We start from the raw sequence: 14,085 nt of genomic DNA on the forward strand, positions 1-14,085 counted from the left end.
GACGCTTATGCTGATGTGCGCGCCGGCAGTTATTTTCTTCGCGATATTCGCCTATCTGCCGATGCCGGGCCTGTACTTAGCCTTCATTCGATACAACTACACGGACGGCATTTTCAAAAGCGCGTTCGTCGGCTGGGATAACTTCCGATTCCTCGTGATGACCGGAGATCTGTGGAGGCTCACCTTCAACACGATCGCGTACAACTTGGCCTTTATCATCCTCGGCAACTGTTTGCAAATCTTCGTTGCCATTCTACTGAACGAGCTGCGCAAGAAATGGTTCAAGAAAGTAGCGCAGACGGTCATGTTCCTGCCTTTCTTCATCTCGTTCGTCATCGTGGGCCTGATCGCTTACAACATCCTCAGCTACGATTACGGTCTCCTGAACGGGATTTTGGAATCGCTGGGCATGGATCCGGTCAAAACGTACTCGAATCCGCATGTATGGCCGTTCATTATCATCATTACGTTCCTCTGGCAGTCCACCGGCTACGGCTCCATCGTCTATTTCGCCGCCATCATGGGGCTGGATTCCGAGGTTGTCGAAGCGTCCGAGATCGACGGAGCCAATGCTCTGCAGCGTATTCGCTACATCGTGCTTCCATGGCTGAAGCCGACCTTCATCATCCTGCTGCTCTTCTCGCTCGGCGGCGTGCTTCGCGGCAACTTCGGCCTGATCTACAATCTGGTCGGAGCGAACAACACCGTGCTTTACTCGACGACGGATATCATCGAAACGTACGTCTTCCGCTCGATGTTCAACAATTTCAACTTTTCCATGGGCAGCGCCGTCAGTCTGTACCAGTCCGTATTCGGCTTTATCGTCGTCATAACGGCCAACTGGCTCGTGAAGAAGGCATCGCCGGATAACTCATTGTTCTAGGAGGGAGGAAACCCCATGCAAGGTGAAGTTGTTCGCAAAAGCATACGAAGCGATGCGACATCGTTGTTCGTGAGAGGTTTTGGTTACGCTTTCATTGGTCTGTTCTCGTTCTGCTGCCTGATTCCTTTCCTGCTCGTGCTCGGTACGTCGTTCACCAAGGAAAGCGAGATCGTGAAGCACGGCTTCAACCTCTGGCCGAAAGTATTCTCTACCTTCGCTTATAAGATCGTCTTCGAGAATCCGGGCCTGATCATCGGCTCTTACGCCGTCACGGTCGGCATTACCGTCGTCGGCACGGTGCTGGGCCTGTTCCTGGTGGCGATGACGGGGTACGCGCTGCAGCGGCCGGACTTCCAGCAGCGCAACACGATTTCGTTCTTCATCTATTTCACGACGCTATTCTCCGGCGGGCTCGTTCCGTTCTACCTGCTGATCAAGCAATATCTCGGCTTAGGCGATAATTATTTGGCGGTGCTCCTGCCGGGTCTGATGAGCCCGTTCCTGATCATCATGATGAAAAGCTTCACGAAGTCGATCCCGCATGCGATCACCGAATCGGCCAAGATCGACGGCGCCGGCGACTTCACGATCTTCGTCCGGCTCATCCTTCCGATGGCGACGCCGGCCCTGGCCACGATCGGGCTGTTCATCGCGCTCGGTTATTGGAACGAATGGTACAACGCGATGCTGTTCCTGTCGGCGGACATGAAGTACCGGCCGCTCCAGCTGTTCCTGTATGGCGTCATTACCAGCGCCGACTTCATCAAGAACTCGTCCGCTTCCTCTAACGTTCCGCTTCGCGACGTGCCGCTGGAATCGATGAAGATGGCAACCGCGATCGTGGCGACGGGACCGGTAATCCTGTTCTATCCGTTCGTGCAGCGTTACTTCATTCAAGGGATTACGGTGGGTGCCGTAAAAGGGTAGCATTCGCAGCAATGGCCGCAGGGAAGCGCCTGTATTTGGCGCAGCCCTTATCCATATCCGCTCCGGAACGGCAGCCGTTAACGGGCGGCGCAAGAAAGCGCACTTCAATCATTGGGGAGGCTAAAAAGAATGGGACATGTAAAAAAGCTCACGGGAATCGCGCTGACGCTCGCTCTTGCCGGCAGTTTGGCAGCATGCGGCAACAACAACAACGGCGGTTCGGCTAACGGATCAAGCAACGCAGGCAACGCCGGCAACGGCGGCGGCAATGGCGGCAGCAACAACGGAGCAGCCGCGAACAATAAGGGCGATGCCGGCGGCATCGACACGAGCAAGTTCGAGACGATCAACTACGTCGTGCTCGGCGACAAGCCGAAGAACGGACAGCTGGAGAAAGTGATGGAGAAGGTCAATGCCATTCTGAAGGAAAAGGTCAATGCCGAGCTGCAGTTCAAATGGGTGGAATGGGCGGACTGGCAGACGAAATACAACCTGCTCCTCGCTTCCGGAGAGCCGCTCGATCTGATTACGATCGGAACCGATTGGCTCGATACATGGGGCAATGCGCAGCGCGGCGCCTTCCTGCCGCTTAACGATCTGCTGGAGAAATACGCGCCGCAGACGTTCTCGGAAATTCCGCAGGAGGATTGGGATCAAAGCAAATTCAAGGACGATATCGTCCTGATTCCGGAAGACCACTATACGCAATGGGTCAACCACGGCATCTACTACCGCGGCGATTGGGCGAAGGAGTTCGGCATCACGCAGCCGATCACGGATTTCGAAACGCTCGGCAAGTACTTCCAAGGCATCAAGGACAATAAGAAAGACGTCGTGCCTTGGGATACGAACGGTACGAACGGCACGCTCTATGCGGGCTTCGAAGCGGCATACACCGATAATATAGATCTGCCGATCGGCACCGGCTACGCAGGCGTCTTCACTGGCAAATCGTACGACGAGCGCTATACCGTCGACAGCCCGATTTTCAACGACAAGTTCATCGATTTCGCCAAGATGATGAAGGAATGGGCGGACAAAGGCTTCTGGCGCGAGGACGTCCTGAACTACAAGGGCGACACGCGCAACGAACTGAAAGCCGGTCAAACGGGCGCCGACGCGCATCATACGCAAACGTTCAAAGGCCTTCGCGTCGACATGGACAAAGCGCAACCGGGCTCCGAGCTCCAAATGTTCTCGTACTCCGATACGCGCGGCAACCTGATCTCGATGCCGATCACGCACGGCGGCACGTCGGTCGGCGCGCACAGCAAGCATCCGGAACGCGCGCTCATGGTATACGACCTGATCCGCAGCGACAAAGAGCTGTACCAACTCATTAACTACGGCTTGGAAGGCGTACAATACGAAATCAAGGACGGCGTGCGTACGCGCCCTGCCGCTTACGACGATGCCAAAGACGGCTTCTACACCGACTTCTGGGGCGGCCGCGTCGACAAGAACGAGATCCCTTCGGATACCGACTGGAGCGAGATCGGCACGATCTACGAGAAATACGACCAAATCAAGAAACCGTTCCCGTACGGCAAATTCGTCTTCGACAAAACGACCGTCGATCCGGAAATGACGGCCATCTCCCAAGTCGTCGGCGAGCAAATGCCTGCTATCCTGTACGGCAAAGCCGGCGATCCGGAGAAAGCGGTTCAAGCGCTGCGCGATAAACTGAAATCCGCGGGCTTCGACAAGGTAAAAGCGGAAATTCAAAAACAACTGGATGCATTCAAAGCATCGGAGCAAGGCTAAGCGTAATCAGTCGCGCGTAAGTTAAGCGCGAATGGAGAGCAAGGCGAGCGGCTCGGCAGGGTAAAACCTGCCGGGTCGTTTTTTGCGTTCTGTGCGGGCAGGACGCAGGGTGCGGTTGGCGGTCGGCGCTCTGCCGAGAAGGGAGGAGCTGGGCCGCTTGCCCGGAAGCCGTAACACCTTGCGCGAGCTTCGTCCAGGAGCGCTTTGGTCATCTAGAGCATGCATACTCGAAAAGATTGCGTTCCGCAAGGACGTTGGGCTTTCGAAGGCGCGGCTTGCTGGGACCTGCAACACCTCCCACTAGAGCTGCGTCTAGGTGAGGTCGTTGGGTCACCGAGAGCGAGAGCTGCAATCCGAAAGCTCCGTTCCGCGACAGTGCTGTGCCGCCGATGCGGCAGCTTACTCAAAAGCTGTAATATCTCGCGCTAGAGCTGTGCCTAGGAGAGCGTGGGCATACTCGAAAGGACCGCGTTCCGCGAGGGTGCTGCGCATTCAAAAATCATACATGGCATCATTGGGAGGAAATGCCGAGAAATAAGTGTAAATATGCACCTATTTATAGGTTGGACAGCCCAATTTGGCAGAATAAGTGCAAAAGTGCACTTAATTTTTGATGGTGAGTGATTTTATGCTTAAAAGGCTAGGAATAAGTGCTGATACGCACTTATTTCGTTTTCTGAAGTCGAAAATTAGGAAATAGATGCAGATATGCACTTATTTCGATTAACAGGGCGAATGTAGCCTGGCTGCGTCCGCTTTCAGTCGCTTAGTTCCGGCGCACTGATCGCGGCCAGCGCAGCATTCGGCCCGCACTATCCGCGGCCCTCGCTGTTCTCTGCCCCTGCTGAGTCCGGTCCATGCAGTTGTTAGCGGCGAGCACTGCTGCGCCTGCGTAACCTACGTATGGTTACGCCCAGCGCTCAGCCCGTCCAACACCGGCCTGTGCAGCCCACGGCTCGTGCAGCACTCAGCCCGCGCGGCTCGGCCCTCGCAACGCCGGCCATGCCGCCCTCAGCTCGCACTGGTCGCGACCAGCGTTGCCCATGCGGTTCCCGGCCGCATCGCCGTTCGATCGAATCACCCAGAAATTGTTACGCCTAGTGTGCTATATTTCATTTACATGCATCGTCTTAACTCATGAAGGAGGCGATAATCGTATGCCGCTAGAGGAAAGGCCGGCCTTGTTTCAAGCGCTGTTTCGGGAACATTACCCGTCGGTGCTTCGCAAAATCGCCCTGTTGATCGGGGATCGCGCCGCTGCCGAGGATTTGACGCAGGAAGTATTTTTGCGGCTGTACCGTAATCCGCCGGAGGACCTGGAGCGCGTCGGTCCTTGGCTGCACCGCGTGCTGACCCGTATCGTATATGATCATTACCGCAAGTCGGGGCGCGATTCCAATTTGGCGGAGAAGCAGCTTCGTCAGGCGATGTCCGAGGAGCAGGCGCATCCGTCCAATGAAACGGCCGTGATTCAGAACTGGGAACGGGATGTCGTCCGCCAAGTGTTGAACAAGCTGTCCGAGCGCGACCGTCAAGCCTTATTAATGAAGGAAAAAGGTTTTAGCCATGCCGAAATCGCCGAAGCGCTGCAAGTGAATCCCAAAATCGTCGGGACTTTGCTCATGCGCGCTTCGTCTCGATTCAAGAAAAATTTGCTGATGGAGGAGGTCATGGAATCATGAGCACTAAGGATCCGAAACATCTCAGCGCCGACCAATCAAGTGCCGATTACGACGTGACGGACGAACAGATCGAAGAAGCGTTGAACCGGTTATTTCGAACCGTGAAGGACGAGGACGTACCTGCGGCGTGGGCGCAACGCCGGATTCAAGCCAAAGAAAGAGCGATGTCGGCGCCATTCGTCCAACCGGCTCTTGAGGAGGAGCCGGGAAACCCGGCGCTGGAAGAGATCAAGCCGGCAGGCGTCGCTTCATTAAAAGTCGTCGACGCTTTCCAAGCTGATGCCGAGGCATCCGCAAATACATCTGTGTTTGCATCTTCGAATGCAGGTTCTATGCCGTCCCTTGCGCACGCATCTCCATCCACATCCCCCGCCGCTGCCCCTGGGTTTGCCCGCAAGCAGAGACGTCGGGCAAGAAGATGGACGTCCGGGGTCGTCGCGGCCGCATTGGCGGGCGTAATGCTGTTCACGTCTTGGGGCCAGGACGTGATGGCCAACATGCTGAACACGTTCCGCGTGCAGCATTTCGAGGCCATCTCGTTAACCGAAGCGGATTTCAACGGCTTCCGCCAGGCGCTGGAGGACGGTACGGTCGGGACGCGCCAGCTTGACCTGCGGCTGTACGGCGAGATTCAACAGAGCGGAAGCGGTTCGAGCCGCACGGTAGGCGCGGCGGAAGCCGAGCAGCTGGCCGACCGTCAATTGAAGCTGCTGCCGGGGACGGATGTGGAAGCGATCGAGTACATGCCGCAGCAGGAAATCACCTTCAAGCTGCATCCGAAGGAAATCAACAAGCTGATCGCGATGCTGGGCGGCAAGACGGAACTTCCGGCGTCCATCGACAATGCGCCCATCAAGCTGACCGTGCCGAACAGCTTTACGATGGTGGTGCATGCGAAGGACAGCGGGGCGTCCAATAAGCGCCTCCTGCAGCTGCCGGCGCCTGCGCTGGACGTTTCGGAGGACGTGGACGTAGAGCAGGTCCGCCAGGCGATCCTCGATCTGCCGATTCTGCCGGACACGCTGCGTGCCAAGCTGGCCGCGATCGGCGACTGGCGCAGCACGCTTCCGGTGCCGTCGATGTCGGACGAAAGCTCGAGGACGCTGCGGATTGCCGGCAACGACGCCATTCTGAACGCATCGGCCCATGATCGGACGCTGATCTGGCTGCAGGGCGACTGGATGTATGTGCTCAGCGGCTCGCTCGCGGATTATCCGACCGAGAACGACATGATTAAGGAAGCCGAGGGATTGATGAAATCATGATATTGCAAACGCAAGGGCTGACGAAGACATACGCCTCGGGCGTTGGCTGCGTCGATATTTCCCTGGAAATACAAGAGGGCCGCATCTTCGGCCTTCTCGGCCCGAACGGGGCAGGCAAGAGCACCTTCGTCAAAATGGTGCTCGGCCTGCTGCGTCCCGACGCGGGCAGCGGCATGCTGCTCGGCCGGCCGATCGGCGATCCGGAATCGCGGCGCAAGCTCGGGTATTTGCCCGAGCTGTTCCGCTTTCAGGATTGGCTGACCGGCGAAGAAGTGCTTCGTTATCATGCCGGCCTAAGCGGGATGAAGCTGAGCGAGGTCCGTTCTTCCCATATGGCGTCGCGTATCCGGGACGTGCTGCGGATGACCGGTCTGAACAATCGCGGCGCCGACCGCGTCCGGCACTATTCCAAGGGCATGCAGCAGCGGCTCGGCTTGGCCAGCGCGCTGCTGCTGGATCCGGCGTTCATCATTCTAGACGAGCCTTCGTCCGCGCTCGATCCCATCGGACGTTACGAGGTGAGGCAGCTGCTGGAGCAGCTGCGATCGGCAGGCAAGACGGTCTTCCTGAACACCCATCTGCTGGAGGATGTCGAGGCGGTATGCGACGATGTGGCTTTCCTGCATCTCGGCCGGCTGCGTGCGATCGGATCCATGCGCGAGCTCCTGCATGTCGGCATGAGCTGGGAAATCACGGTCGGCGGCTGGCAGACGGAGCTGGCGCCCGGTATCTCCGGCAGCCTGCTCCCCGGCATGGCGGTCGAAGCGGTCCGCCAAGAGCCCGACGGCAGCGCGCTGCTGCGCGTATCCGCGCATAACCGGGAACAAATCGGCCATCTGAACCGCCTGCTGATGGAAGTGGGCGTTACGTTGTACGAGGTTACTCCGGTGCAGGACAGCTTGGAGCAATGGTTCCTATCCATGTCCGGGGCCGATAGCAGGGAAGGAGGAGCGAGGTCATGACGTGGATCGTATTCGCGGGAAAAGAGCTGTATCGCAAGAAGATCGCGCTGATCGCGCTGCTGCTAACCGTGCTGTACCTCGTGCTGTTCAATTACGTGTTGAGTAAAATGACGGTCCGCCCGGAGGGACTCCTTCAGATTCCTTTCCAATCGCTCATTGCCGGCGTATCGGCAATAACGCTCGGGCTCATGTTCGCCGGCATGATCGTTGCGTTCGTCGTCTTCTTCGCCACGATGGGGGCGATCTCGGGCGAATCGGAGAACGGACTGATGCTGGCCGTGCTGTCGAGGCCGATTCCGCGCTGGAAGCTCTACTTGGGCAAATATTTCGGCATGGCCTTCTGGTTGTTTCTGTACAGCTCGGTCATGTTCGCGGCCATCTTGGTGTCCGTTCATCTAGCAGCCGAGTTGCCGCTGCTCTGGGGGAGCGTCGTGAAGGCTTGGCTGCTGTTCGTATGGGGGCCCATGCTGCTGCTGGCGATCTCGCTGCTTGGCTCCGCGTATTTGCCGATGCTGGCTAACGGCGTCGCCTGCGCTTCGCTTTACGGCCTCAGCTTGTTTTGCGGTTTCGCGGAAGGTTTGTCGAACATGCATGGCGGCAACGACACCTTGAGCAGCTTCACGATGGTCGTGTCGCTGTTCATGCCTTCGAACGCATTGTTCTCCCGGATGACGTACGAGATCATCGAAGGCCTGGATTTGCCGCTGCTGGGAGATTTGTTGAACCAACTGGGGCCGTTCACGCCTTTGAATGCGCCGAATTTGACGTATATCGCATATACGTTCGTCCTGCTGGCCGCGCTGCTTGCGCTTGGGTGCCGGGCGTTCGGACGCAAGGATATGACATAAGCAATGGGAGAGGTAAACGATAATGGGACAGGCGATTTTGCAAGTGCAAGGGTTGTGCAAGCATTATAAGGGCGTCAAGGCGGTCGACGGCGTCGACATGCGGTTGAACCAGGGGGATATTTACGGCTTCCTGGGGCAGAACGGCGCCGGCAAAACCACGACGATCCGCATGATGATGGGGTTGATTCGTCCGTCGTCGGGTTCGGTGAAGCTGTTCGGCGAAGAAGTGGGCAAGGGAAGCAACGCGGTGCTGCGTAAGGTGGGCTCGGTGATCGAATATCCCGGCTTCTACCCGAACTTGACGGCGATCGAGAATTTGGATCTGCATCGGCGTTCGATGGGCATCAAGGACAAACGGACGCTGGAAGAATCGCTGCATACGACGGGACTCTGGGAAGCGCGCAACCGCAAAGCATCCAACTTCTCGCTGGGCATGAAGCAGCGCCTCGGCATCGCGCGGGCGATCCTGCACGGGCCGGAGCTGCTCATTCTCGATGAGCCGACGAACGGGCTCGACCCCATGGGCATCAAGGAAATCCGGCTGCTCATTCAAGAGCTGGCGCAGAAGCGGAAGATTACGATTCTCGTGTCCAGCCATATTCTTAGCGAGGTGGAGCAGCTGGCGACGAAGGTCGGCATCATCCACCGCGGCGTGATGCTGGAGGAATCGACGATGAACGAGTTGAAACATAAGAATCGCCAATATATTGGCCTGCAGGTCGACGATTTCGCCAAGTCGCAGGCGCTGCTGCGCGAGGAGCTCGGCATTCGCGACTGCCGGATGGAAGACGACGGCTGGCTTCGGATTTACGACGACGACCGGCAGCCGGGAGAAATGAACCGTTTGCTCGTGCGCCAAGGGATCGAAGTGAGCAGCCTCGTCGCCATGAAGGATTCGCTCGAAGATTACTTCGTGCGTTTGGTGGAAGGAGGTGCCGCGCGTGGCTGATTTGATTGCTTGCGAATGGTTGAAATGGCGGAGATCGCGGATGCTGTGGCTGATGCTGCTCGGCGCGCTTCTGCCGGCGATGCTCGTGCTGTTCGTCGCGGTGAACGGCATCAGTCACGACGAGCCGTTCCGATGGGCGTATTACTTCGATATGCAGGTACAGATTATGGGAATGCTGATGTGCCCGGCTTTGTTTTCGCTATTGATCGGCTATTTGTTCGCGCGGGAGTTTCAGGAACGGACGATCAACAACCTGCTGACCGGCCCGCATTCGAGGCTGGCCGTGGTCGCGTCCAAATTCATCATTGCCATTCCCGTGCTATTATCCGTTCAGCTTCTGACGTTCCTGCTCATGCTCGGAGGCGGCTTCCTCTTCCCGGGGGCCGTCGATGCCTTCACGTGGTCGATGCTCGCGGACGAAGCATGGAAATTCTGCTTGCTGCTGCTCCTGCAATATGCGCTGACCCCGATCTCGGCGGCCGTCGCCCTGCTCTGGCGCAGCTACATTCCGGCGATGGGTCTCGGCATCTTCGCGGTCATCTCGGAAATGATCATCATGCAATCCAAGTACATCATGTATTATCCGTGGAGCGCGACGCTGAATCTAGCGACGAATATGTTCCCGGATCGCAATTCGGCTTCCATCGGCTATACGACGATGGCGATCGTATGCGTCGTGCCGCTGCTCTTCATCGCCGCCTATTTCCGACGGGCGGACGTGCACAGCGGGTAAGCCTTTTAGCAAGTTCGGCGGCCGGGGAATCTCCCCGGCCGCTTTTTTGTGCGGCTTTCGGATGCGAAGATGGCCGCCGCTTGCCGTTTTCCGCTACCGTTCCAGTCGGAAGGACTGCGGCGATTTCCCGGTATATTGCTTGAACAGCCGGGAGAAGTAATGGATGGACCGGAAGCGGTACTTCTCCGCGATCTGCATGATGCTCAGATTGGAGGAGCGCAGATCGTCCTTGGCCCGATTGACGAGAAACTGGTTCATATACTGAATCGGCGTGACCCCCGTCGTCCGCTTGAACAGCTCGAAGAAGTAGCCCCGGCTCAGTCCCAGCGATTCCGCATACGTCTCCGGCAGGGCGCGGGCGCCGTTCAGGAGATCGTCTTCGATTCGCGCGAGCAGCTTCGTTATCCGGGGATCCGGGAACTGATTCTCCTGCAGCGAGAAATGAAGAAAATGCTCGATGAACTGCAGGAAATGGCTTTGCACGCTCGTGCTACCGATAAACGTGCGCTCGGTCGTGTGGGCATTGGCGGTGTAGCAATGGCGCAGCAAATCGACCCATGTTCGCAGCGCTGCGCCGACATCGGCGACTTCCGGAATGGGATACGGAAACGGCTCGCCGACCAGTTCATGCCGCAAGTGGGAAGGATCGTAGCAGATGGGGCCCGATTCATCCGCGAACGCGGTGGTCCGGTCCACGTAATGCCAATCGAAATAACAGCACGCATGCGTCATCGGATGATCCTTGCTCGATGCCCAGTCATGGCATCGACCGGCCTCCACGTAGACCATCATGCCGGGCAGCGCTTCGTATTCGCGTCCGCGCAGGCGGAAGACGCCTCTTCCTTCGGTGACGAAATAGATGGAGGCCGAATAACAGTGCCGGTTCAAGCTCGCTTGTCCCGGGTAGAACGCGTATTGGGTGGCGTAATAGACATAAGGGTGGAAGCGGGCGAAGTTCATCGTGCGGCTCCTCTCTATGGGAATCGAATTGACCTGACGATCGTGCAACGATCTGACTGGACGCTAAATACAAAACATTCCCGTAAGCTTACAGTTAATATAGCACGATGAACTTGTCAGCCAAAGGGGATGCAGCGCGTGAACAGCGAAATGAACGCATTATCCGATAAACAAATGGTGGATTTCATTACGAACGGTTACCTGGTCTTGCAAAACGAACTTCCCGACGCGCTCCATCAAAGCGTCATGCGTCAAATCGACTTTGCGGTGCAGGAAGAAGGCAATCCCGGCAACAATATCCTGCCGCGCGTGCCGGATATCGCGAAATTCTTCGAGACGCCGGTCGTCAAGGGAGCGCTGACCAGCGTGCTTGGTCCGGATTATTACATGCATCCGCACCGGCATATGCATTACAATCAGCCGGGCAATCAGGCGCCGGGCGGCGGCCAATGGCACAAGGACGGCTACTGGTCTTCCATGCGCAGCCACCGGCCTTGGTGGGTCATGATGTTCTACTACACGCAGGACATTACGGAAGAAATGGGACCGACCGCGATCATGCCGGGCTCCCAATACAGCGAGAAGCTTCCCGGCGGGAAGACGGTGCTCCCGACAGGCAAGGCGGGCACGATCGCGCTCGTTCATTTCGACCTGTGGCATAAGGCGTCGCTGAACACGTCGAACGTCGACCGGTATATGCTCAAATTTCAATTCGTCCGCCTGCGCGAGCCGGTATCGCCGAGCTGGAACCATGTCGATCCGGCCGTGGAATTTCCGGCGGATCGTCCGGACGCCCGCCTCAATCTATGGCAGGATACGTGGCAGTGGCTCCTGGGGAATGCCGGCAAGCCTGCGGCAGCGGGTGCGCAGCGCAAAACCGCAGATGCGCACCGTCATCCCGCCGGCGTGCAGCGCCAGGCCGACGTCGCCGAACTTGAAGCGCGTTTGTCCGACGGCGACGCGGTCGTTCGCAGCCGCGCGGCGGATGCGCTCGGGTTGCTCGGGGAAGCCGCCGCGGGCAGCGCCGGCCGGCTTCGCGGGCTCGTGCAGGAAGCATCGGCGGAAGATGCCGGGCTTAACGCGGCTTACGCGCTCGGCCGCATGGGAGCGCCGGGCCAACAGGTGCTGCTGGAGCTGCTGTCGTCAGGCTCGAAGACGGCGTCGCAGCGGGCGGCATACGGACTGCAGGCCGCGGGCGCGGCTGCGGTCCCGGGGCTTGTCGAGGCGCTGCGGCAGTCGGGCGAGAACGGCAGGGGGCTGGCGGCTTTCGTTCTCGGCATGAACGGCGCGGGCGCTTCCTCGGCCGTACCGGCTTTGATCGCCGCGTTCGAGGACGAGAGCGAGTGGGTGCGGCGCAACGCCGTCGAGGCGCTCGGCATGATCGGCGAACCGGCGGCGCTTGCCGTGCCGGCCCTGGTCCGCGCGCTGCGCGAGGCTGTTGAAGGAGAAGCCCGGGACGGAGCGGTCTCCGGCAGTTCCGACGCCTATGCCGCGAATCAAACCTATATCGCGAACAAAATCGGCTACTCGGCCGCGCTTTCCCTGCTCCGCATCGGCCGGTCCGGCGATCCGGCGCTCGTCGTCTCCGGCTTGCAGGCCGGACTCGAGAGCCGCGACCGCTACGCGCGGGCCTATGCATTCGAAGCGCTGACAGCGCTGCGAACGGAGGAAGCGGTCAGCCTGCTGATCCGGCATTACCGTACCGCCCGCTGGTGCCCGGATACGCATAAGGCGAGCATGTTTTAATGGGAGCGGCATGATGGCTTTGGCTCGCGGCGATTCCCTGAATGCCGTGTTCGTTGGCCAAAATTGATCGTTGACCCCCGACGGAGAGGGAGGTATGCTACCGATAGTGCAATACGAGCGGCGGGGTTCCGGCGCTCGGATCAATTTATCGGTTAGAGGTGACGGTTTGAACGGTTCTTGGCGGTATCAATGGACGACAGACGTGAAATTGAATGTACTCGCTGGCATTACGGCGACGCTGGCGCTTATTCCGGATTCGCTGGCATTTTCGTTTATGGCGGGCGTTCCGCCGACGGTCGGCATTTACGCCTCCATTTGCATCTTGCTGGTGATTACGTTTCTGGGCGGCAGGCCCGGCATGATCTCCGCGGCGGCGGGGTCGATGGCCGTTCTGATGCTGGATCTCGTGAAAGAACACGGCATCCACTATCTATTCGCGGCAACGGTGCTGACCGGACTCATCCAATACTTGATGGGGGCGTTCAAGCTCGGCAAGCTGGTGAATTACGTGCCGCAGCCGGTGCTGACGGGCTTCGTGAACGCGCTGGCGATCATGATCTTCATGTCGCAGCTGCGCTATTTCAAGCATGCTTCATGGACCATGTACGCGCTCGCGGCCGTGGCCCTGGTCATCATCTATATCCTGCCGAGGTATTTCAAAGCAATCCCGTCGCCGCTCGCGGCCGTCATTCTGCTGACGTTCGGCGTCTGGGCGTTCGGCATTCACGGCGTCAGCCAGATCGGCGATATCGCGGCGATCGACGTATCGCTGCCTTCGTTCCTCTTGCCGGACGTTCCGTTCTCTTGGGAGACGCTGATGATTATTTTGCCGTACTCGTTATCGCTGGCCGTGGTGGGCTTTACCGAGACGATGCTGACGCAAAATCTGCTGGACGACACGACGGGGGAGCGAACGGACAAGAACCGGGAGATGCGCGGACAAGGCATCGCGAACTTCGTCGCGGGCTTCTTTGGCGGCATGGCCGGCTGCGCGCTCGTCGCGGAATCGGTGCTCAACGTGCGGATGGGAGGGCGCAATCGATTGTCGACGCTCGTCGCCGCGTTGTTCCTCCTGCTGCTCGTCGTCGCTCTGGGAGATTTATTGTCGCTCGTTCCTATGGCTGCCTTGGTCGGGATCATGCTCATGGTATGCGCGGCGATCTTCGATTGGAGATCGATCTTCAAGGTTCGCGAGGTTCCCGCCAGCGAGACCATCGTCATGGTCGTAACGGTCGGCGCGGTCATCGTCACGCATGACTTGGCGATCGGCGTCATTGCGGGCGTCATCGTCAGCGCTCTGTTCGCGCTCTTGAAGCGCAGGTCGACGAGGAGCCGCAGCGCTGCCGAAGGGTAAGGAGGGGGTCGC

12 protein-coding genes are annotated in these 14,085 nt (G+C 58.5%); 11 read left to right on the forward strand and 1 reads right to left on the reverse strand.

The window, feature by feature from the left end; translation table 11 throughout:
* The first annotated feature begins 7 nt into the window (after window positions 1-7).
* The 9 genes from GT003_RS06175 to GT003_RS06215 all read left to right on the forward strand — a co-directional run bounded on the left by GT003_RS06175 (window position 8) and on the right by GT003_RS06215 (window position 10,013).
* Entirely contained in the window at window positions 8-883 is an 876-nt protein-coding gene (locus tag GT003_RS06175) for an ABC transporter permease (RefSeq protein WP_239566082.1), read from the forward strand.
* A 15-nt stretch (window positions 884-898) separates the two neighbouring features.
* Entirely contained in the window at window positions 899-1,810 is a 912-nt protein-coding gene (locus GT003_RS06180) for a carbohydrate ABC transporter permease (RefSeq protein ID WP_161695536.1), read from the forward strand.
* A 129-nt stretch (window positions 1,811-1,939) separates the two neighbouring features.
* Complete coding sequence (locus GT003_RS06185; RefSeq protein ID WP_161695538.1) at window positions 1,940-3,574, forward strand: DUF3502 domain-containing protein; 1,635 nt, start codon at window positions 1,940-1,942, stop codon at window positions 3,572-3,574.
* A 1,157-nt stretch (window positions 3,575-4,731) separates the two neighbouring features.
* On the forward strand, window positions 4,732-5,256 hold the full coding sequence (locus GT003_RS06190; RefSeq protein WP_161695540.1) for a sigma-70 family RNA polymerase sigma factor: 525 nt from the start codon (window positions 4,732-4,734) through the stop codon (window positions 5,254-5,256).
* On the forward strand, window positions 5,253-6,521 hold the full coding sequence (locus GT003_RS06195; protein ID WP_161695542.1) for a hypothetical protein: 1,269 nt from the start codon (window positions 5,253-5,255) through the stop codon (window positions 6,519-6,521). The genes GT003_RS06190 and GT003_RS06195 overlap by 4 nt, the downstream gene beginning before the upstream one ends.
* On the forward strand, window positions 6,518-7,483 hold the full coding sequence (locus GT003_RS06200) for an ABC transporter ATP-binding protein (protein ID WP_161695544.1): 966 nt from the start codon (window positions 6,518-6,520) through the stop codon (window positions 7,481-7,483). The genes GT003_RS06195 and GT003_RS06200 overlap by 4 nt, the downstream gene beginning before the upstream one ends.
* Window positions 7,480-8,331, forward strand: a complete 852-nt coding sequence (locus GT003_RS06205; RefSeq protein ID WP_161695546.1) for an ABC transporter permease — start codon at window positions 7,480-7,482, stop codon at window positions 8,329-8,331. Before GT003_RS06200 ends, GT003_RS06205 begins: the two co-directional genes overlap by 4 nt.
* A 22-nt stretch (window positions 8,332-8,353) precedes the next feature.
* On the forward strand, window positions 8,354-9,280 hold the full coding sequence (locus tag GT003_RS06210) for an ABC transporter ATP-binding protein (RefSeq protein ID WP_161695548.1): 927 nt from the start codon (window positions 8,354-8,356) through the stop codon (window positions 9,278-9,280).
* Window positions 9,273-10,013, forward strand: a complete 741-nt coding sequence (locus GT003_RS06215) for an ABC transporter permease (protein WP_161695550.1) — start codon at window positions 9,273-9,275, stop codon at window positions 10,011-10,013. Before GT003_RS06210 ends, GT003_RS06215 begins: the two co-directional genes overlap by 8 nt.
* A gap of 93 nt (window positions 10,014-10,106) precedes the next feature.
* Here the strand turns inward: GT003_RS06215 and GT003_RS06220 are convergent, their stop codons facing one another.
* Window positions 10,107-10,973 carry an AraC family transcriptional regulator gene (locus GT003_RS06220; RefSeq protein WP_161695552.1) on the reverse strand — a complete coding sequence of 289 codons (867 nt, stop codon included), beginning with the start codon at window positions 10,971-10,973 and terminating at the stop codon, window positions 10,107-10,109.
* A gap of 129 nt (window positions 10,974-11,102) precedes the next feature.
* On the opposite strand from GT003_RS06220, the gene GT003_RS06225 reads away from it, so the two are divergent.
* Both GT003_RS06225 and GT003_RS06230 read left to right on the forward strand, forming a co-directional pair.
* On the forward strand, window positions 11,103-12,719 hold the full coding sequence (locus GT003_RS06225; protein ID WP_170312148.1) for a HEAT repeat domain-containing protein: 1,617 nt from the start codon (window positions 11,103-11,105) through the stop codon (window positions 12,717-12,719).
* A 94-nt stretch (window positions 12,720-12,813) separates the two neighbouring features.
* Complete coding sequence (locus GT003_RS06230) at window positions 12,814-14,073, forward strand: SulP family inorganic anion transporter (RefSeq protein WP_239566073.1); 1,260 nt, start codon at window positions 12,814-12,816, stop codon at window positions 14,071-14,073.
* Window positions 14,074-14,085: the final 12 nt, after the last annotated feature.

Origin of the sequence: Paenibacillus sacheonensis (genome assembly GCF_009909195.1) — a bacterium.
In the GTDB taxonomy this organism is placed as follows: domain Bacteria; phylum Bacillota; class Bacilli; order Paenibacillales; family Paenibacillaceae; genus Paenibacillus_Z; species Paenibacillus_Z sacheonensis.

Coding starts and splice junctions, on each gene's coding strand:
- GT003_RS06220 (WP_161695552.1), bottom strand. CDS start 10,973: ATGAACTTCGCCCGCTTCCACCCTTATGTCTATTACGCCACCCAATAC.
- GT003_RS06225 (WP_170312148.1), top strand. CDS start 11,103: ATGCAGCGCGTGAACAGCGAAATGAACGCATTATCCGATAAACAAATG.
- GT003_RS06175 (WP_239566082.1), top strand. CDS start 8: ATGCTGATGTGCGCGCCGGCAGTTATTTTCTTCGCGATATTCGCCTAT.
- GT003_RS06180 (WP_161695536.1), top strand. CDS start 899: ATGCAAGGTGAAGTTGTTCGCAAAAGCATACGAAGCGATGCGACATCG.
- GT003_RS06200 (WP_161695544.1), top strand. CDS start 6,518: ATGATATTGCAAACGCAAGGGCTGACGAAGACATACGCCTCGGGCGTT.
- GT003_RS06195 (WP_161695542.1), top strand. CDS start 5,253: ATGAGCACTAAGGATCCGAAACATCTCAGCGCCGACCAATCAAGTGCC.
- GT003_RS06230 (WP_239566073.1), top strand. CDS start 12,814: ATGCTACCGATAGTGCAATACGAGCGGCGGGGTTCCGGCGCTCGGATC.
- GT003_RS06190 (WP_161695540.1), top strand. CDS start 4,732: ATGCCGCTAGAGGAAAGGCCGGCCTTGTTTCAAGCGCTGTTTCGGGAA.
- GT003_RS06210 (WP_161695548.1), top strand. CDS start 8,354: ATGGGACAGGCGATTTTGCAAGTGCAAGGGTTGTGCAAGCATTATAAG.
- GT003_RS06185 (WP_161695538.1), top strand. CDS start 1,940: ATGGGACATGTAAAAAAGCTCACGGGAATCGCGCTGACGCTCGCTCTT.
- GT003_RS06205 (WP_161695546.1), top strand. CDS start 7,480: ATGACGTGGATCGTATTCGCGGGAAAAGAGCTGTATCGCAAGAAGATC.